Below are 17815 nucleotides of genomic sequence, written 5' to 3'. Positions count from 1 at the left end.
CATAGTGGGCCACGCACTTGCCTGATACCTACCTATGCTGCAGAACATTCCCACCCATGTAATCGCAGGCCCACTGGGCGCCGGCAAGACCAGCCTGATCCGCCAACTGCTGGCGCAGCGCCCGGCCAACGAACGCTGGGCGGTGCTGGTCAACGAGTTCGGGCAGATCGGCCTGGATGCGGCACTTCTGGCGCGTGATGACGATGGCATTGCCATCGGTGAAGTGGCGGGGGGCTGCCTGTGTTGTGTCAATGGCATGCCGTTCCAGGTGGGTCTTGGCCGCTTGTTGCGCAAGGCGCGCCCGCATCGGCTGTTCATCGAGCCCTCTGGGCTGGGCCACCCGCAGCAATTGCTGCAGCAGCTGGGGCAGGCGCCGTGGCAGGCAGTGCTGGCCGTGCAGCCGCTGCTGATGGTGCTGGATGCCCAGGCACTGGCCAAGGAGCAACCGCTGCCTGAAGCGCAGCAGGCGGCTTTATCGGCAACCGCACTATTGGTTTTCAACAAGTCGGCATCTGTGGATGAAGCCAAGCGCCTGTTGATAACTAAGCGATTCCACGGTCTGCCGGGGATATGGACGGATCATGGTGCATTGCCGTTGGACCGCTTACCCGGTTTTTCCACAGCCGCTGACGCCGAGGCGGCGTTGCAGCGGTTGCCTGTGGGCAACTCTAGCGCCGCGTCGTCAGCGCTGTGGATAGATCCATCCGAACCGATGTGCCAGGCCAGTGAGGGTGAAGGGGGTTGGAGTGTGGGCTGGCGCTGGCACCCCAGTCAGCGTTTAGATCCCGCGCAGTTGAACGCCTTCTTGCATGCCTGGCCATGGCGCCGGGCCAAAGGGGTTATCCACAGCCCGCAGGGCTGGCAGTCATTCAACGGCCTTGAAGGCCACGAGCCCGAGTGGCAGCCAAGCGAGTGGCGCAGGGATTCACGTCTGGAATTGATCTTCGCAAAAGCCCAGCCATTGGCCGAGCTGCAAGCCGCGCTGGCGGCCTGCCGACTGGGTGACTGATCAGTTGTGCCAGCGGTTGTGCTCCTGGCGCCACTGCTGCATCTCGATGACGTTGTCGGTGCGTGGCGGGGTCTTGATCTCGAAGGGGTAGGGCGCCAGCTCGATCTGCACACTGTGCGCGCCGAACTGGGTGACGGTGCCCGGATGGCGTTGTTCGCCGGTGACGGTGAATTCGAAGTTGTAGATGCGTGCCAGGCGCTTGCGGCCATTTGCGTCACGCACGAAGGCGATGCGTTTGAGCGCCACGGCGTCGTCCAGCAGCTCGAGGTCGAGCTTTTCGCAATGCTGTTTCACCCGCGCCAGGGCCTTTTCGCGCAGCCCGTGGTTGTGCCATAGCCAGGCGCCAGCGGACGCCACCAGCATCAGGACGAAGATGTTTTCGAGGGTCAGCATTTGCGTAAGCTCCAGACAGGTCGAGCCAGCTTAAAGGGCCGCCGGCCTGTCGTACAGATGGCATTCGGGTTCATACTGCGGGCCGCACATTTGTTCACACAGTTTCGGAATCGTCCTGCATGAAACGTACACCGCATCTGCTCGCCATTCAGTCCCACGTGGTCTTTGGACATGCCGGCAACAGCGCCGCGGTGTTTCCGATGCAACGGGTCGGGGTCAACGTCTGGCCACTCAACACCGTGCAGTTCTCCAATCACACTCAGTATGGACAGTGGTCGGGGGAAGTGCTTGCTCCAGCGCAAATTCCTGCGTTGGTGGAAGGCATTTCCAACATCGGCGAACTGGGCCATTGCGATGCCGTGCTGTCGGGTTACCTGGGCAGTGCCGAGCAAGGGCGGGCAATCCTGGCCGGTGTCGCGCGGATCAAGGCGGTCAACCCCAAGGCGCTGTACCTGTGCGACCCAGTCATGGGCCACGCCGAGAAAGGCTGCATCGTACCCGCCGAGGTGAGCGAATTCCTGCTCGAGCAGGCCGCCACCCAGGCCGACATCCTCTGCCCCAACCAGCTGGAGCTGGACAGCTTCTGCGGGCGCAAGGCGCAATCCCTTGAAGATTGCGTCGGCATGGCCCGTGGGCTGCTGGAGCGTGGGCCGCAGGTGGTGCTGGTCAAGCACCTGAGTTATCCGGGGCGCGCGGAGGATGCGTTCGAGATGCTGTTGGTGACGGCCAAGGAAAGCTGGCACCTGCGTCGCCCACTGCTGGCCTTCCCGCGTCAGCCGGTGGGGGTGGGCGACCTCACCTCAGGTCTGTTCCTGGCTCGGGTGCTGCTCGGCGACAGCTGGGTGCAGGCGTTTGAGTTCGCCGCGGCCGCGGTGCATGAGGTGCTGCTGGAAACCCAGGCCAGCGCCAGCTACGAACTGCAACTGGTACGGGCCCAGGACCGCATTGCCCATCCGCGCGTGCGCTTCGAGGCGCAGCGCCTGGCCTTTTAGTTCGCGTCGGTCTTCAGGTCCTGATAGCGCTGCTCCAGTTCCTGACGGATCTGGCGGCGCTGCTGGCCCTGCAGGAAGCGGCGCTTCTCTTCGCTGTTGAGCGGCTGGCGCGGCGGCACCTTCACCGGGCGGCGATCGTCGTCCACTGCGACCATGGTGAAGAAGCAGCTGTTGGAATGGCGTACCGAACGCTCGCGGATGTTCTCGGTGACCACCTTGATGCCCACTTCCATCGAGGTATTGCCGGTGTAGTTGACCGACGCCAGGAAGGTCACCAGCTCACCGACGTGCACCGGCTCGCGGAAAATCACCTGGTCCACCGACAGGGTGACCACGTAGGTGCCGGCATAACGGCTGGCGCAGGCGTAGGCGACTTCGTCGAGGTACTTGAGCAGGGTGCCGCCGTGTACGTTGCCAGAGAAGTTGGCCATGTCCGGTGTCATCAGGACGGTCATAGTCAACTGGGCGTTTCCAGGTTCCATAGTGAGCTCACGGTGAAGTTGCGCTGAAGCGGGGCTGGTATCTGCTGACACTTCTGTTCCCCTCATAGAGGTTTCCCATCCTGGTACGGGACGTCGGCTGACGCTCCATCGTCACGCCGATCTTGCCATCAGCGGCGCCGGTTCGGCCGATCTGTTTCTGCATATTGCATCGGCATTTTGCGGCAAGGCGCGATGTTAACCTGACGGGGCCCATGCAACGTGGGCTTTTCTATCTATTGCAACAGTATGTGCCTGCTTTCTGCGTCAGACGTTTCCGACGGAGGAGTGGTTCGCCACGTGCATCGACACAAGGAGTACTCGCGCCATGCATGCCATCAGCTTCATCCAGGATCTGGCGGTGATCATGCTGGTCGCCGGGGTGGTCACCATCCTCTTCCATCGTCTCAAGCAGCCCGTGGTGCTGGGCTACATCGTTGCCGGCTTCATCATCGGCCCGCACACCCCTCCTTTCGGCCTGATCCACGACGAAGACACCATCAAGACCCTCGCCGAACTGGGGGTGATCTTCCTGATGTTCTGCCTGGGCCTCGAGTTCAGCCTGGGCAAGCTGTTCAAGGTCGGGGCCACGGCATTCATCGCCGCGTTCCTGGAAATCGTGCTGATGATCTGGATCGGCTTCGAGATCGGCCGCTGGTTCGGCTGGAACACCATGGACTCGCTGTTCCTTGGGGCGATCCTGGCCATTTCCTCGACCACCATCATCGTCAAGGCGCTCAATGACCTGAAGATGAAGAACGAGCGCTTCGCCCAGCTGATCTTCGGCGTGCTGATCGTCGAGGACATCCTGGGCATCGGCATCATCGCGTTGCTGTCGGGCATCGCCGTCAGTGGCACGGTCAGTTCCGGGGAAGTGTTCTCGACGGTGGGCAAGCTGTCGCTGTTCATGATCGTCGCGCTGGTCATCGGTATCCTGCTGGTGCCGCGGTTGCTGGCCTATGTGGCGAAATTCGAAAGCAACGAAATGCTGCTGATCACGGTACTGGGGCTGTGCTTCGGTTTCTGCCTGCTGGTGGTGAAGCTCGAGTACAGCATGGTGCTGGGGGCCTTCCTGATCGGCGCGATCATGGCCGAATCGCGCCAGTTGCTGAAGATCGAGCGTCTGATCGAGCCGGTTCGCGACCTGTTCAGCGCCATTTTCTTCGTCGCCATCGGCCTGATGATCGACCCCTCGATTCTGCTCGAGTACGCCTGGCCCATCGTGGTGATCACCCTGGCAGTGGTGCTGGGCAAGATGCTCTCCTGCGGCATGGGCGCCTTCATCGCCGGCAATGACGGGCGCACCTCGCTACGGGTGGGCATGGGCCTTTCGCAGATCGGTGAGTTCTCGTTCATCATCGCGGCGCTGGGCATGACCCTGCAGGTCACCAGCGACTTCCTGTACCCGGTCGCGGTGGCGGTGTCGGCCATCACTACGCTGCTCACGCCCTACCTGATCCGTGCGGCCGACCCGCTGTCGATCAAGTTGGGCAAGGTGATGCCGAGCCGCCTGTCACGGGTGCTGTCGCTGTATGGCGAGTGGTTGCGCAGCATCCAGCCCCAGGGCGAGGGCGCGATGCTGGCGGCGATGATCCGGCGAATCCTGTTGCAGGTAGGGGTCAACCTGGCGCTGGTGATCGCGATCTTCTTCAGTGGCGGTTATTTCGCCGGGCGCATCGGCGAATGGCTCGGCGAGTGGGTGGCGGATGTCAGCCAGCAGAAGGCCCTGATCTGGGGGGCGGCGCTGCTGCTGTCGCTGCCGTTCCTGATTGCGGCGTACCGCAAGCTCAAGGCGCTGTCGATGTTGCTGGCAGAGATGGGGGTCAAACCGGAGATGGCCGGGCGGCACACGCAACGTGTGCGCAGGGTGGTCGCCGAAGTGATCCCGCTGCTGTCGTTGCTGGTGATTTTCCTGCTGCTGTCGGCACTGTCGGCAAGCATCCTGCCAACCAGCGAGCTGCTGTTGATCATTGCGGTGGTGGCGGCGGGGGTGGTGGCGTTGCTCTGGCGCTGGTTTATCCGCGTGCATACGCGGATGCAGATCGCCTTGCTGGAGACGCTCGAGAACAACCGCGATCATTCGCACTGAGTGAGGGAACGCTCTCTGCGCGAGATTTCATCGTCGTCCGAGGGGATGGAGCGGTAGCGATGTCGCCAGGCGCAGAAAGCCTGGCGATTTTACGGGTATTCAATGGCCATGAGCCATTACTTTATGCGGGTATTTCTCATTCAGCTTTCCAGCCAGACATCCCGTGCCCAGTGCCACACCGATTCCCAGCTGTCTTCACCAATGGCTTCGTCTTCCCCTTCCCAGAGTACAACGGTGCCGTCTTCCTCTACGCAATAGTAGTCGTCGCCGTCCTGGCACAGGGGGATCAGGTCACGTGGTACACCGGCGTCCCAGGCATTGGAGGCAACGTCCGGCAGGTAGGTATGGGATTGCGGGTCGGTGACGGTCACAGGTTCCAGCGAGCCGTACACGACATCGCTGACGGTCAGCAGGAACTCCTTGAACACGAACGGAATGTTGATGAACAGCTGTTCCTCGATCTCGACCAATTGGTCTTCGTCGGGCAGCTCCAGCGGTACCGGTACCGGCTCGTTGGCTTCACGCAGTTGTTCGATCACTTCTTCCACGGTTCACATCCTCTAGCCTTGATGACAACGCTGCGCGTTATACCCTAGTAGCCGACTCCGGCAAAAGCAAAAACCCCGGGACAGGCCCGGGGTTTTTGTGCAACGTGCGCGGGTTAACCGTTTTGGCGGATACCGGCGAGCATCCAAGGCTGGTTTTCGCCCTGGGCGCGTTCCATGTGCCAGCTCTCGTTGAAAGCCTCGCCCTGGTCGAAGCGCGAGGTCTTCGACACGCCACGGAAGGTCAGAGTGGCGATGGTCTTGTCGGCGCGGTCGTCGACGCCTTCCAGCTGCACATCGAGGTCGTCGATGTAGGTGGACTGGAAGCCTTCACCCTGCTCAGCGCGCTCACGCTTGAGGAAGTCGAGCATCTGTGGGGTGACGAACTCGGCGATCTTGTCCATCTCGTTGGCGTCCCAGTGCTGCTGCAGCGACTGGAAGTGCGAACGGGCGGCGGACAGGAAGCTGGCTTCGTTGAACCAGGCCGGGGCGTTGATGGTCGGCGAGGCGGCGACTGGCGCGGCGGAACCACCGAAGATCGACTGCGGGGCGGCCTGCGGCTGGGCTTCGCGCTGGTACGGGGCGTGGCCGGCAGCAGCGTGTTGCGGCTGTTGCTGGCGACGGCGCGCGGCGATGAAGCGGAACACCAGGAAGGCGATCAGGCCCATGATCAGGAAGTCCATGATCTGCATGCCCTGGAAACCGTCACCCATGAACATGGAAGCCAGCAGGCCACCGGCGGCGAGGCCGGCCAGAGGGCCCAGCCAGCGCGAAGCGCCGCTGGCGGCGGCCGGCGCACGGCCTGGAGCGGTCGGTGCGGCGGCAGGGGTGGTCGGTGCGGCCTGGCGAGTCTGGTGCATGGGCGCTGCGCCCGAGCTCTTGCCGCCACCGAAGCGCTTGGCGTTGGCGTCGAGGCTCAGCGTCAAGCCGACGCAGAGCGCCAGAGCGATGCTAAGAAAACGTTGCATAAGTTGGGGGTTCCCATTTTGTGGATTGCACGCGCGTCATGGTGCACATGAACCTGTGACCATGGCTAGCGACAAGATGTTTCGAGCTTTTGCCTGACAGGCATCGAGTGTCGATGTACCAGGCCTGGTAGATCATCGCGGGGCTTGCCCCGCGATCTGGCTCAGATAGCCTCGAGCTTCGCATACCCCAGCATCAACCACTTGCTGCCTTCGGCGAAGTTCACCTGCACCCGTGCCTGCGCGCCGGAACCCTCGAAGTTGAGGATCACGCCTTCACCGAACACCGCGTGCTGCACCCGCTGGCCGAGGTTGAAGGCAGTCTGCGGAATATTGGCGTTGGCGAACAGGTTGCTGGCCGGGGCCTTGGCGCCGCCGAACGGGCGGCTGACCGAGTTCGACAGGCGTACCTCCTGAACCAGACCGGCTGGAATTTCGCGTACGAAACGCGACACCTTGTTGTAGGTTTCGCTGCCGTACAGGCGACGGGTCTCGGCGTAGGTCATGATCAGCTGGCGCATGGCCCGGGTGATGCCCACGTAGGCCAGACGGCGCTCCTCTTCCAGACGGCCAGGCTCTTCCAGGCTCATCTTGTGCGGGAACAACCCTTCTTCCATGCCCACCAGGAACACGTAGGGGAATTCCAGGCCCTTGGCACTGTGCAGGGTCATCAGCTGGATGCTGTCTTCGTGCTCGTCGGCCTGGGTGTCGCCGGCCTCCAGCGAGGCGTGGCCGAGGAACGCCGACAACGGCGTCAGGTCGGCGTCTTCGTCGCTGGTCTCGAAGTTGCGTGCGGCGCTGACCAGTTCTTCAAGGTTTTCTACCCGTGCCTGGCCCTTTTCGCCTTTTTCTTCCTGGTGATAGATGATCAGCCCGGACTGCTCGATGACCGTCTGGGTCATCAGGTGCAGCGGCATGTCCAGCACCTTGGCAGCCAGATGCTCGATCAGCTCGATGAACGCGCCCAGAGCGCTGGCGGCGCGGCCTTTGAGGGCCTTGGCGGCGAGCAGTTGGCACATCGCCTCCCACATCGACACCTGGCTGTGGCGGGCATGGTCGCGGATGGCCTCGACGGTTTTTTCACCGATGCCGCGCGGCGGCACGTTGATCACCCGTTCCAGGGCGGCGTCGTTGCCGCGGCCCTCGAGCAGGCGCAAGTAGGCCATGGCGTTCTTGATCTCGGCGCGTTCGAAGAAGCGCTGGCCGCCGTAGATGCGATAGGGAATGCGTTCGCGCAGCAGGGCCTCTTCCAGCACCCGCGACTGGGCGTTGGAGCGGTACAGGATGGCGATTTCGTTGCGCGCGTTGCCCTGCTTGATCAGGCTTTCGATGGTCTCGACCACGTAGCGCGCTTCGTCGTGCTCGTTGTACGCGGCGTAGAGGGTGATCGGCTCGCCCTCGCCCATGTCGGTCCACAGCTCCTTGCCCAGGCGCCCGCTGTTGTTGGCGATCAGGGCGTTGGCGGCCTTGAGGATGCCACCGGTGGAGCGGTAGTTCTGCTCCAGGCGGATCATTTCGGCGTCAGGGAAGTCACTGGTGTACTGGTGGATGTTCTCGATTTTCGCGCCGCGCCAGCCATAGATCGACTGGTCGTCGTCGCCCACCGCCATCAGGCTGTCGCCACCGGCGCCGAGCAGGCGCAACCAGGCGTACTGCACGGCGTTGGTATCCTGGAACTCGTCCACCAGGATGTGCCGGAAGCGACGCTGGTAGTGCTCGAGCAGGCCGGGCTGGTCACGCCACAGGTCGAGGGCGCGTAGTAACAGCTCGGCGAAATCGATGACACCGGCGCGCTCGCAGGCTTGTTCGTAGGCGCTATAGATGTCGCGCATGGTGGTCAGGTACAGGTCGCCGCCAGCCTGGATGTGGCGTGGGCGCAAGCCCTCGTCCTTCTGGCCGTTGATGAACCACTGGACCTGGCGCGCCGGCCACTTCTGCTCGTCGAAGCCGAGCTCGCGGATCACCCGCTTGATCAGGCGCTGCTGGTCGTCGCTGTCGAGAATCTGGAAGTTCTGCACCAGCCCCGCTTCCTGCCAGTGCGCCCGCAACAGGCGGTGGGCCAGGCCGTGGAACGTGCCTACCCACATGCCGGCCGGGTTGATACCCAGCAGTTGTTCGATCCGCTGGCGCATTTCCGCCGCCGCCTTGTTGGTGAAGGTCACCGACAGGATCGAATGTGGGGAGGCCCCTACGACCTGGATCAGCCAGGCGATACGGTGCACCAGCACGCGGGTCTTGCCCGAGCCGGCACCGGCCAGGACCAATTGCCGCCCGACCTGGGCCGCTACGGCCTGGCGTTGAGCGTCGTTGAGGGAGTTCAGCAGGAGGGAGAGGTCGTCATTGCGCATCCGGCCATTCTAGGGCCGGGCAGGGGGCAGGGGCAAACGCCGCCGACGCTAATCGTCAGACGGGCGATTTACCGTTCATCGGCATGGCTCGCCAGCCAGCGTGGTTGAGCGGTCGCATTTGGACGGGCGGGACAATTTCAAAATCATGACCCAGAGCAGTTTGGTCCGGCGCGGTGCTTGTGTATTCTCCCTGCACATTTGTGGTCTGCCATAACAAAAACACAACAAGAAACCAGCCCTATGACCCAGGATTGCATGGCGATCGGAGCATCGCCAGAGACGACACGGAGCGTTCGCAGGCAATTCGCCACTCAGCTGTCTATCGAGCGCACCCGCCTGCTCTACCAGGGCTCCCTGTTGCCCACGTTGTTCATGCTGCTGACCGGCACGCTCTGCGCCTGGCTGTTGTGGAGCCCTGCGCGTTATTTGCTGGTGAGCGTATGGCTGGCCTGGCTGCTGGCGCTGGTCGCCCTGCGGGTGATCCAGGTGGCGGCGTTCGAGGCGGCGACCCCATCGCGCCAGGCCAGGCCGAACTGGCGACGCATGTTCCTCGCCGGGTCCGCCTTCAGCGGGCTGACGCTGGCCAGCGCGGCAATTGCCCTGGTACCTGTGGACAACTTCGAGCAACAGGCCTGGGTATTCGGCCTGCTGGGCACCGCGGCGTTGTCGGCCAGCGTTGCCTATGCCGTCAGCCTGCCGGCATTCCTGAGTTTCGCCTTGCCCTGCCTGTTGCCGCCGACCCTTTTCCTGTTCGTTTATGACGCCGGCCACCAGCGTGGTTGGGGTTGGCTGGGGCTGATCCTGCTGGGCGCCCTGATGGTGGTGGCCTGGCAGGTCAATCGGCTGATCGAGCGCGGCCTGCTGCGCCGCTTCCAGAACCAGGCATTGATCGAGCACCTGCAAAGCGCACAGCGTCACGCCGAGGACCTCAACCACCAGCTCAGCGCCGAGGTGCGCCAACGCCGCCAGGCCGAGGACGAGTTGCGCCTGGCCCATGGCGGCCTCGAACAACGCGTGGCCCAGCGCAGCCATGAGCTGGACCTGGCCAACCAGGCGCTGAGCAAGAGCGAGCAACGCCTGGCCCTGGCGCTGCAGGCCAGCGAGCTGGGCCTGTGGGACTGGAACCTGGAAAGCGACGAGGTTCATCACACCCAGTTGCATGCCCTGTTCGGCCTCGATGCCGACCAGGTCCGCTCGGTCCGCGCCGACCTCAAGCCCCGGCTGCACCCCGATGACCTGCCACTGCTGCGGCGCACCTTGGTCGAGCATCTCAAGGGGCGCACCGAGGACTACCGGGTCGAGTACCGGGTACGCCATGTGCAGGGCCACTGGTGCTGGATCGAGGACCGCGGCCGGGCGGTGGAGCGCGATGTCGACGGCAAGGTCGTGCGCATGCTCGGCACCCGCCGTGATATCTCCGCGCACAAGGAGCAGGAAGAACAGCAACGCCTGGCAGCCACGGTATTCGAGGCTGCCAGCGAAGGCATCGCGATCCTCGACGCAAGCTTCCAGTTGTTGGCGGTCAACCAGGCGTTCTGCGACGTTACCGGCTACGGCCGTGCCGAGCTGATCGCTCGCAACGCCCTGGAACTGCCCTGCAGCCGCGATGCACGGCGGCACAGCCAGGCCATCGATCAGGCGTTGGAGCAACAGGGGCGCTGGCAGGGCGAACTGGTCGAGGCGCGCAAGGACGGCGAGCTCTACCCGCAGTGGTTGCAGCTCAACAGCGTGCGCGATGCGCGCGGCCGCATCGCCAACATCGTCGGCTTCTATACCGATCTTTCAGCTCGCCGCGAGTCAGAGGAGCGCCTGCGCTACCTGGCGCACTACGACGATCTGACCGGGCTTGCCAACCGGGCATTGTTCCGCCTGCGCCTGCACGAAGCCACCCAGCGCATACGCTTGAACGGGCGCAGCCTGGCCTTGCTGCACGTCGACCTGGATCGCTTCAAGCTGCTCAACGAGAGCCTCGGCCATGAGCTGGCCGACCAGTTGCTCAAGAAGATGGCCCAGCGGATCGCCAACGCGGTACCGGAGGCCGATACCGTGGCGCGCCTGTCGGGCGACGAGTTCGCCATCCTGTTCGATGGTTACACCAACCTGTCCAGCCTGGTGCGGGTCACCACGCGCCTGCTCGACAAGCTGCGGGTGCCGCAGCGCCTGGGTGGGCATGAAGTCGTGATCAGCGCGTCGGTGGGTATCAGCGTGCTTTCGGATGCCACTTTCGACCTCAATGCGCTGGTCAGCCAGGCCGACATGGCCAAGCAGCACGCCAAGCACCTGGGCGGCGACAGTTTCCAGTTCTACACCGAGAGCTTGCGCGCCAGCACCCTGGAGCGCCTGCAACTGGAGAACCAGCTGCGCAAGGCCATCGACGAAGGGCAGTTGCGGGTCCACTACCAGCCCAAGCTGTGCCTGCGCACCGGTCAGATGCATGCAGCCGAGGCGCTGGTGCGCTGGCAGCACCCGGAGTGGGGCATGGTGCCGCCGGGCGAATTCATCGGTCTGGCGGAAGAGACCGGGCTGATCGCGCCGATGGGCGAGTTCGTGTTGCGCCAAGCCTGCTGGCAGGCCTGCGAGTGGTTGCGCCAGGGGCTGGAAGTGCGGGTCTCGGTCAACCTGTCGGTGTACCAGCTGCGTCAGGGCAAGCTGGTCAGCCTGGTGCGCCAGGTGCTGCAGGAGTCCGGGCTGGCGCCGCACCTGCTGGAGTTGGAACTCACCGAAAGCCAGTTGCTGGACAGCGTCGAGCACATCATCGCCACTTTCGAGCAGCTCCATGAACTGGGGGTCAAACTGGCGATCGACGACTTCGGCACTGGCTATTCATCGCTCAGCTACCTGAAACGCTTCCCGGTGGACTACGTGAAGATCGACCAGGCATTCATACGCGGCCTGCTCGACGGCAACCAGGATGCGGCCATCACCCGGGCAATCATCGCCATGGCCAAGAGCCTGCAACTGCAAGTGGTGGCCGAGGGGGTGGAAACCCTGGAGCAACTGGCATTCCTGCGTGAGCATGGCTGCGACGAAGTCCAGGGTTACCTGATCAGCCGGCCGGTGGACGCAGGGGCGTTCAAGGCCTTGCTGGAGCGGCCCACGACTCACCTGGCGAGGTAAGCGTAGGCGGCTTCGGTCGAATCAATGGGTGTCGATGATATCGGTGATGCTGGTGAGCAGCTTGCCGTCATGGAAAATATCCACTTTCGGGATGATGCTGTGGTCGCCCGGCATTTCGAAGGCTACGGCCTTGTCAGTGACCACCTGTGGGTAGATGCCATCCTGGGTCTGCAGGGTCAGCTCCAGGGCCAGGGCAAAGGATTTGTCCTGGAGGGCTCGCAGGGCCAGGCTTGGCTGAACGCCAGGGTGGGCGACGGTGACGGTGCCGTAGACACGCAGACGAGCGTTGCCCGGCATCTTGTCGTTCTGCGCAACCCAACCGGCGGTTTCGATTTTCATGTAGCGACTCCTACTTGATCATTGCGACACGGACTGTGTCGTCTCGGTTGCAAGAGTCGGTGGTTTCGGCCGCGGGTATCAGAGGGAAATGCTTGCGCGACGCCCGGCGCTTCCCCTTCAGCCGTGCCAGTGCCCGCCCTGGCGCGCAATCAGGCCGTTGGCCTGTTCCGGGCCGTTGCTGCCGGCCGGGTAGGGCCGCGGCGCCTGGAAGTATTCTGCCCAGCCCTGCAGGATCGGGTCGATCCAGGCCCAGGCCGCCTCGACCTCGTCGCGGCGCATGAACAGCGTCGAGTCACCTTCCATTACATCCAGCAGCAAGCGCTCGTAGGCGTCCCAGCGGCGGGTCTGGGCGAACGCCTGGGCGAGGTTGAGGTCCAGCTCGACGGGTGCCAGGCGCATGCCTTTGCCGGGGCTCTTGGTCATCATGCGCAGGCTGATGTGCTCGTCCGGCTGTAGCTGGATCAGCAACTGGTTGACCTGGCCGCCGCTGAACAGTTCGTGGGGCACCGGCTTGAACTGGATGACGATCTGCGACGAGCGCTTGGCCATGCGTTTGCCAGTGCGCAGGTAGAACGGCACCCCAGCCCAGCGCCAGTTGTCGATGTGCGCCTGGACGGCGACGAAGGTCTCGGTATCGCTGTCGTTGTCGACATCTTTCTCGAAATAGTAGGCGGGTACTTCCTGGCCGCCGATCTTGCCGACGCCATACTGGCCGCGCACCGTCTTGTCCTGCACGTCCTGGCCAGTGATCGGCTTGAGGGCGCGCAGGATCTTAACCTTCTCGTCCCGCACGGCTTCGGCGTCGAACTGTGCCGGCGGCTCCATGGCTACCAGGCACAGCAACTGCAGCAGGTGGTTCTGCAACATGTCGCGGGTGGCGCCAGCGCGGTCGTAGTAGGCGCCGCGGCTCTCCACACCGAGGGTTTCGCAGACGCTGATCTGCACATGGTCCACCTGGCTGTTGCGCCACACCGGCTCCAGCAGGGCGTTGGCGAAGCGCAGGGCCATGAGGTTCTGCACTGTTTCCTTGCCCAGGTAGTGGTCGATGCGGAACACCTGGGACTCTTCGAACACTGCGCCGATCGCTTCGTTGATCGCGGTGGCCGACTCCAGCGAATGGCCGATGGGCTTTTCCAGCACGATGCGCGCTTCGTGGTCGGCCAGGCCGGCGATGCGCAGGTGGTTGGCGATGGGCACGAACAGCTGGGGCGCGGTGGCCAGGTAGTAGATGCGCGTCAGCCCGCCGGGCTCGCCCAGGTAGCGCGCCAGGCGGCCGAAGTCGGCGCTTTGTGCGGCGTCCATGGGGAAGTAGTCCAGGCGCGCCGAGAAGCGCTGCCAGACCTCCTCGTCGAAGTCCTGGCGGGCGATCTGAGCGCGGCAGTGGCGTTCGGCGAGCTTGACGTAGTCGTTGCGCGGCAACGGGCGGCGGGCCAGGGAGATGATCCGCACGGCATTGTGCAGGCGGGCCTCGCGATACAGGTGGTAGAGCGCCGGAAGCAGCTTGTGCAGGGCCAGATCGCCGGTGCCGCCGAAGACCAGGATGTCGCAAGGTATAGTCAAACCACCACTCTCCACGTTCGTTTAACTGGGCGGGTTGGCGAGCATGTAGTATAACTACAAGAAAGCTACATCCCGGCCAGCCGATCATAACCGAGTCCAGACCGTGAATCTGTTGCAACATATCGCCCAATCGCGCCACCTGTTGCGCAAATCGGAACTCAAAGTGGCCGACCACGTGCTGCTCGATCCGGCTGCCGTCATGCACAGTTCGATGGCCGACCTGGCGCACAACGTGGGGATCAGCGAGCCGACCATCGTGCGATTCTGCCGGGCGATCGGCTGTTCGGGCTTCCAGGACCTCAAGCTCAAGCTGGCGCAGAGCCTGGCCGCCGGGGCCAGTTTCGGCCAGTTCGCCATCCATGAAGACGACTCGGTTGCCGACTACAGCCTGAAGATCTTCGACACCACCTTGCACACACTGATGGAAGTGCGTGAGCACCTCGACCCGCAGGCTCTGCAGCAGGCGGTGAGTGCCATGGCCCAGGCGCAGCGCGTGGAGTTCTATGGTTTTGGCGCGTCCGGCGCCGTGGCCGCCGACGCCCAGCACAAGTTCTTCCGCTTGCTGCTCACTGCTGCGGCCTATTCCGACCCGCACATGCAGGCGATGTCGGCGGTGACCTTGAAGCCGGGTGACGTGGCAGTGTGCATCTCGCAGTCGGGGCGCTCCAAGGACCTGCTGATCACCGCCAACCTGGTGCGCGAGAGCGGTGCCAACCTGATCACCCTGTGTCCCAGCCAGACACCGTTGGCCGAGCTGTCGACGGTCAACCTGGCGATCGACGTGCACGAAGACACCGAAATCTACACCCCGCTGACGTCGCGCATCGCTCACCTGGTGGTGATCGACGTGCTGGCCATGGGCGTGGCCATGGCCCGTGGCCCGAGCCTGGTCAACCACCTCAAGAGCGTGAAGCGCAGCTTGCGCAGCCTGCGTTTGTCGCCCAAGTCGATCAAGGCTACAGACGACTGACTTCTGAAGCGGCACCGGCTCTGTGGGAGCGGCTTCAGCCGCGAACACCGGCGAAGCCGGTGCCATGCGCCGTGTCGCTTGCTTCGCGGCTAAAGCCGCTCCCACAGGACAGGCGCTGATTTCAAGCCCATTCGCCAGACCTATGGGAGCGGTCCAGGTCCGTTATATGGCTGGTAAAGCCAGCGAAAATTCACGAATCTGTCACCCTTCCACCGCCAAACCGTAAACCTGCAGCGCCAGTCTGAAACTCCCCTCCATCCTATCTGGGAGACAGGCAATGGCACGTGAACACGACGGCTCGTACCAACCCAACGCCAAGGCTCGCAAGCAGCAGGAAAAGGACCAGCGCCGCATGGAATTCCGCCGCGCGATCGAAAGCTACTGCGACCGCCGCGAACTGCTGCGCTCGCTGGCCGACTACCCCGAGCTGCAGGACATCACGGTGTGGCAGGTATCGGCGGCAACTTCCCCGAAAAACGCTCAACAAGCGCGCTGATCTGCGCACGTTCGCCGCGGATGAATGCCTGGAACGCCAGGGCCACCGGTGACTGGCGCTTGGCCTTGGCCTGCACGATGCACCAGCTGCGGTACAGCGGCAGCTCCTCCACCGGCAGCTCCTTGAGCAGGCCGGTGGCCAGTTCCAGGTTGACCGCATGGCGGGTCAGCAGGGCTATACCCAGGCCCGCCACCACGCATTCACGCTGCGAATCGGTGGAGGCGACTTCCAGGGTCTGGGTGAAGTGCACGCGCTTGTCCTTGAAGAACTCCTCGCAGGCCTTGCGCGTGCCCGAGCCTTGCTCGCGGACCAGCAGGGTATGAGGTTCAAGGTCCTGCAGGCGCAGGCTCTGGAGCTTGCACAGAGGGTGGTCCGGCGGCGCCACGGCGACGATCGGGTTGTTGAGGAAGGGCAGGAACTCCAGCCCCATGTCCTGAGGCACCATGGACATGATGATCAGGTCGTCGCGGTTGTCCGAGAGGCGCCTGATTGCCTGGGCCCGGTTGACCACCGTCAAGGTCAGGTTGACCTCCGGGTGGCGCTGCTTGAAGGCGGCGAACAGGTGTGGCACGAAGTACTTGGCGCTGGATTCGATCGCCAGTTTCAGCTGACCCTGCAGTGAGCCCTGCATGTCCGACAGCTGCATGTCGAGGTTCTCCAGGCGCCCGAAGATGTCGCGGCTGGCGCGTTGCAACGCTTCTGCGGCCTCGGTCAGGTAGAGCTTCTTGCCGACGTACTCGAACAGCGGCTGGCCCACCAGTTCTTCGAGCTGACGTATCTGTAGACTTACGGCGGGTTGCGTCAGCGCCATTTCCTCGGCCGCCCGGCTGTAGGAGCGCAAATCACACACTTCATTGAAGATCTGCAACTGACGCAATGTCATACGCATCAATGACTTACGCATCTTTTCACCTGTTTTGGCAAAACCTTGTTACCGAACTATAAGCCTTTGCTAATACTGGCCCTAACAAATATTGATTTTTGTTTATCGACCTACAGCGCTAGGGTGATTGTGCGACTGGCCAGCGACGTCTGGTCACGCGCCGACCGGTAAAACCGGATCGTCTGTTCCTACGGCTTTGGGAAGACTCCAGTGATAAAAAAAATCCTGATCGCCAACCGGGGTGAAATCGCAGTTCGAATCGTGCGCGCTTGCGCCGAGATGGGCATTCGCTCTGTGGCGATCTACTCCGACGCCGACCGTCACGCCTTGCACGTCAAGCGCGCCGATGAGGCCTACAGCATTGGTGCCGAGCCCCTGGCCGGTTATCTGAACCCGCGCAAGCTGGTCAACCTGGCTGTGGAAACCGGCTGTGATGCCCTGCACCCGGGCTATGGTTTCCTGTCGGAAAACGCAGAACTGGCGGAGATCTGCGCCGAACGCGGGGTCAAGTTCATCGGCCCGGCCGCTGACGTGATCCGCCGCATGGGCGACAAGACCGAAGCGCGCCGCACCATGATCCAGGCCGGTGTGCCGGTGACCCCGGGCACTGAAGGCAACGTTGCCGACATCCATGAAGCCCTGCAGGAAGGCGACCGCATCGGTTATCCGGTGATGCTCAAGGCCACTTCCGGCGGTGGCGGGCGCGGCATCCGCCGCTGCAACAGCCGTGAGGAGCTGGAACAGAACTTCCCCCGGGTCATTTCCGAAGCCACCAAGGCCTTCGGCTCGGCAGAAGTGTTCCTGGAAAAATGCATCGTCAACCCCAAGCACATCGAGGCGCAGATTCTCGGCGACAGCTTCGGCAACGTGGTGCACCTGTTCGAGCGCGACTGCTCGATCCAGCGTCGCAACCAGAAGCTCATCGAGATCGCCCCCAGCCCGCAGCTCACCCCTGAGCAGCGCGCCTACATCGGCGATCTGGCCGTGCGTGCGGCCAAGGCGGTGAACTACGAGAACGCCGGTACCGTGGAGTTCCTGCTCGCCGAGGGCGAGGTGTATTTCATGGAAATGAACACCCGGGTGCAGGTGGAACACACCATCACCGAGGAAATCACCGGCATCGACATCGTCCGCGAGCAGATCCGCATCGCCTCGGGCCTGCCGCTGTCGATCAAGCAGGAAGACATCCAGCACCGCGGCTTCGCCCTGCAGTTCCGCATCAACGCCGAAGACCCGAAGAACAACTTCCTGCCCAGCTTCGGCAAGATCACCCGTTACTACGCCCCCGGCGGCCCGGGCGTGCGCACCGACACGGCGATCTACACCGGCTACACCATTCCACCGTTCTACGACTCCATGTGCCTGAAACTGGTGGTGTGGGCCCTGACCTGGGAAGAAGCCATGGACCGCGGCCTGCGGGCCCTGGACGACATGCGCGTGCAGGGGGTGAAGACCACCGCCGCGTATTACCAGGAAATCCTGCGCAACCCGGAATTCCGTAGCGGCCAGTTCAACACCAGCTTCGTCGAAAGCCACCCTGAACTGACCAACTACTCGATCAAGCGCAAACCCGAAGAGCTGGCCCTGGCCATCGCCGCCGCCATCGCCGCCCACGCAGGCCTGTGAGGAA

The 17815-nt window shown here is 63.4% G+C and carries 15 protein-coding genes; 7 read left to right on the top strand and 8 right to left on the bottom strand.

The annotated features are described in order from the left end of the window. The first annotated feature begins 34 nt into the window (after positions 1–34). On the top strand, positions 35–1009 hold the full coding sequence (locus F6X61_RS11820) for a GTP-binding protein (RefSeq protein WP_153786785.1): 975 nt from the start codon (positions 35–37) through the stop codon (positions 1007–1009). Here F6X61_RS11820 and F6X61_RS11815 read toward each other — a convergent pair whose 3' ends face one another. Further along, positions 1010–1402 carry a DUF3301 domain-containing protein gene (locus tag F6X61_RS11815; protein ID WP_153786784.1) on the bottom strand — a complete coding sequence of 131 codons (393 nt, stop codon included), beginning with the start codon at positions 1400–1402 and terminating at the stop codon, positions 1010–1012. 119 nt (positions 1403–1521) lie between these two features. Here F6X61_RS11815 and pdxY point away from each other — a divergent pair, with 119 nt between their 5' ends. Then, complete coding sequence (gene pdxY / locus F6X61_RS11810; protein WP_153786783.1) at positions 1522–2394, top strand: pyridoxal kinase PdxY; 873 nt, start codon at positions 1522–1524, stop codon at positions 2392–2394. On the opposite strand, the gene F6X61_RS11805 is transcribed toward pdxY, so the two are convergent. Continuing rightward, positions 2391–2876, bottom strand: a complete 486-nt coding sequence (locus F6X61_RS11805) for an acyl-CoA thioesterase (protein WP_125861185.1) — start codon at positions 2874–2876, stop codon at positions 2391–2393. The genes pdxY and F6X61_RS11805 overlap by 4 nt on opposite strands. 325 nt (positions 2877–3201) lie before the next feature. Here F6X61_RS11805 and F6X61_RS11800 point away from each other — a divergent pair, with 325 nt between their 5' ends. Beyond that, positions 3202–4962 carry a cation:proton antiporter gene (locus tag F6X61_RS11800; RefSeq protein ID WP_153786782.1) on the top strand — a complete coding sequence of 587 codons (1761 nt, stop codon included), beginning with the start codon at positions 3202–3204 and terminating at the stop codon, positions 4960–4962. A 140-nt stretch (positions 4963–5102) separates the two neighbouring features. On the opposite strand, the gene F6X61_RS11795 is transcribed toward F6X61_RS11800, so the two are convergent. The 3 genes from F6X61_RS11795 to uvrD form a co-directional block, all read right to left on the bottom strand. Continuing rightward, on the bottom strand, positions 5103–5510 hold the full coding sequence (locus F6X61_RS11795; RefSeq protein ID WP_153786781.1) for an SMI1/KNR4 family protein: 408 nt from the start codon (positions 5508–5510) through the stop codon (positions 5103–5105). Between the two features lie 113 nt (positions 5511–5623). Further along, on the bottom strand, positions 5624–6475 hold the full coding sequence (locus tag F6X61_RS11790; protein ID WP_153786780.1) for a Tim44 domain-containing protein: 852 nt from the start codon (positions 6473–6475) through the stop codon (positions 5624–5626). Between the two features lie 161 nt (positions 6476–6636). After that, on the bottom strand, positions 6637–8820 hold the full coding sequence (gene uvrD, locus F6X61_RS11785) for a DNA helicase II (protein WP_153786779.1): 2184 nt from the start codon (positions 8818–8820) through the stop codon (positions 6637–6639). Between the two features lie 240 nt (positions 8821–9060). Here uvrD and F6X61_RS11780 point away from each other — a divergent pair, with 240 nt between their 5' ends. Continuing rightward, positions 9061–11937: a bifunctional diguanylate cyclase/phosphodiesterase gene (locus F6X61_RS11780; RefSeq protein ID WP_153786778.1), complete on the top strand. Its 2877-nt coding sequence runs from the start codon at positions 9061–9063 to the stop codon at positions 11935–11937. Positions 11938–11958: 21 nt separating this feature from the next. Here F6X61_RS11780 and F6X61_RS11775 read toward each other — a convergent pair whose 3' ends face one another. Next, the gene (locus F6X61_RS11775; protein ID WP_153786777.1) at positions 11959–12276 is read right to left on the bottom strand and encodes a hypothetical protein; all 318 of its coding nucleotides are present in this window, start codon (positions 12274–12276) and stop codon (positions 11959–11961) included. A gap of 117 nt (positions 12277–12393) precedes the next feature. Beyond that, a complete protein-coding gene (gene zwf / locus F6X61_RS11770; protein ID WP_153786776.1) occupies positions 12394–13836 on the bottom strand; it encodes a glucose-6-phosphate dehydrogenase in 1443 nt (480 codons plus the stop codon). Between the two features lie 103 nt (positions 13837–13939). Here zwf and hexR point away from each other — a divergent pair, with 103 nt between their 5' ends. Then, positions 13940–14806, top strand: a complete 867-nt coding sequence (gene hexR / locus F6X61_RS11765) for a transcriptional regulator HexR (RefSeq protein WP_110995081.1) — start codon at positions 13940–13942, stop codon at positions 14804–14806. 277 nt (positions 14807–15083) lie between these two features. Next, the gene (locus tag F6X61_RS11760) at positions 15084–15302 is read left to right on the top strand and encodes a PA3496 family putative envelope integrity protein (protein ID WP_125861177.1); all 219 of its coding nucleotides are present in this window, start codon (positions 15084–15086) and stop codon (positions 15300–15302) included. On the opposite strand, the gene F6X61_RS11755 is transcribed toward F6X61_RS11760, so the two are convergent. Further along, positions 15244–16191, bottom strand: coding sequence for a LysR family transcriptional regulator (locus F6X61_RS11755; RefSeq protein WP_167409846.1), 948 nt, complete (start codon positions 16189–16191; stop codon positions 15244–15246). The genes F6X61_RS11760 and F6X61_RS11755 overlap by 59 nt on opposite strands. Before the next feature lie 204 nt (positions 16192–16395). Between F6X61_RS11755 and F6X61_RS11750 the strand changes: the two genes are divergently transcribed. Then, complete coding sequence (locus tag F6X61_RS11750; protein WP_153786775.1) at positions 16396–17811, top strand: acetyl-CoA carboxylase biotin carboxylase subunit; 1416 nt, start codon at positions 16396–16398, stop codon at positions 17809–17811. Positions 17812–17815 lie beyond the last annotated feature (4 nt).

The organism is Pseudomonas sp. EMN2 (assembly GCF_009650555.1).
In the GTDB taxonomy this organism is placed as follows: domain Bacteria; phylum Pseudomonadota; class Gammaproteobacteria; order Pseudomonadales; family Pseudomonadaceae; genus Aquipseudomonas; species Aquipseudomonas sichuanensis.
The sequence above is the reverse complement of the archived record's forward strand: the minus strand, read 5'-3'. Positions and strand labels throughout refer to the sequence as shown.

Excerpts from the sequence above, each read along its gene's own strand:
- F6X61_RS11805 (WP_125861185.1), bottom strand. The coding sequence starts at position 2,876 with ATGGAACCTGGAAACGCCCAGTTGACTATGACCGTCCTGATGACACCG.
- F6X61_RS11775 (WP_153786777.1), bottom strand. The coding sequence starts at position 12,276 with ATGAAAATCGAAACCGCCGGTTGGGTTGCGCAGAACGACAAGATGCCG.
- pdxY (WP_153786783.1), top strand. The coding sequence starts at position 1,522 with ATGAAACGTACACCGCATCTGCTCGCCATTCAGTCCCACGTGGTCTTT.
- F6X61_RS11815 (WP_153786784.1), bottom strand. The coding sequence starts at position 1,402 with ATGCTGACCCTCGAAAACATCTTCGTCCTGATGCTGGTGGCGTCCGCT.
- F6X61_RS11780 (WP_153786778.1), top strand. The coding sequence starts at position 9,061 with ATGACCCAGGATTGCATGGCGATCGGAGCATCGCCAGAGACGACACGG.
- F6X61_RS11755 (WP_167409846.1), bottom strand. The coding sequence starts at position 16,191 with ATGCGTATGACATTGCGTCAGTTGCAGATCTTCAATGAAGTGTGTGAT.
- F6X61_RS11820 (WP_153786785.1), top strand. The coding sequence starts at position 35 with ATGCTGCAGAACATTCCCACCCATGTAATCGCAGGCCCACTGGGCGCC.
- uvrD (WP_153786779.1), bottom strand. The coding sequence starts at position 8,820 with ATGCGCAATGACGACCTCTCCCTCCTGCTGAACTCCCTCAACGACGCT.
- F6X61_RS11800 (WP_153786782.1), top strand. The coding sequence starts at position 3,202 with ATGCATGCCATCAGCTTCATCCAGGATCTGGCGGTGATCATGCTGGTC.
- F6X61_RS11790 (WP_153786780.1), bottom strand. The coding sequence starts at position 6,475 with ATGCAACGTTTTCTTAGCATCGCTCTGGCGCTCTGCGTCGGCTTGACG.
- F6X61_RS11760 (WP_125861177.1), top strand. The coding sequence starts at position 15,084 with ATGGCACGTGAACACGACGGCTCGTACCAACCCAACGCCAAGGCTCGC.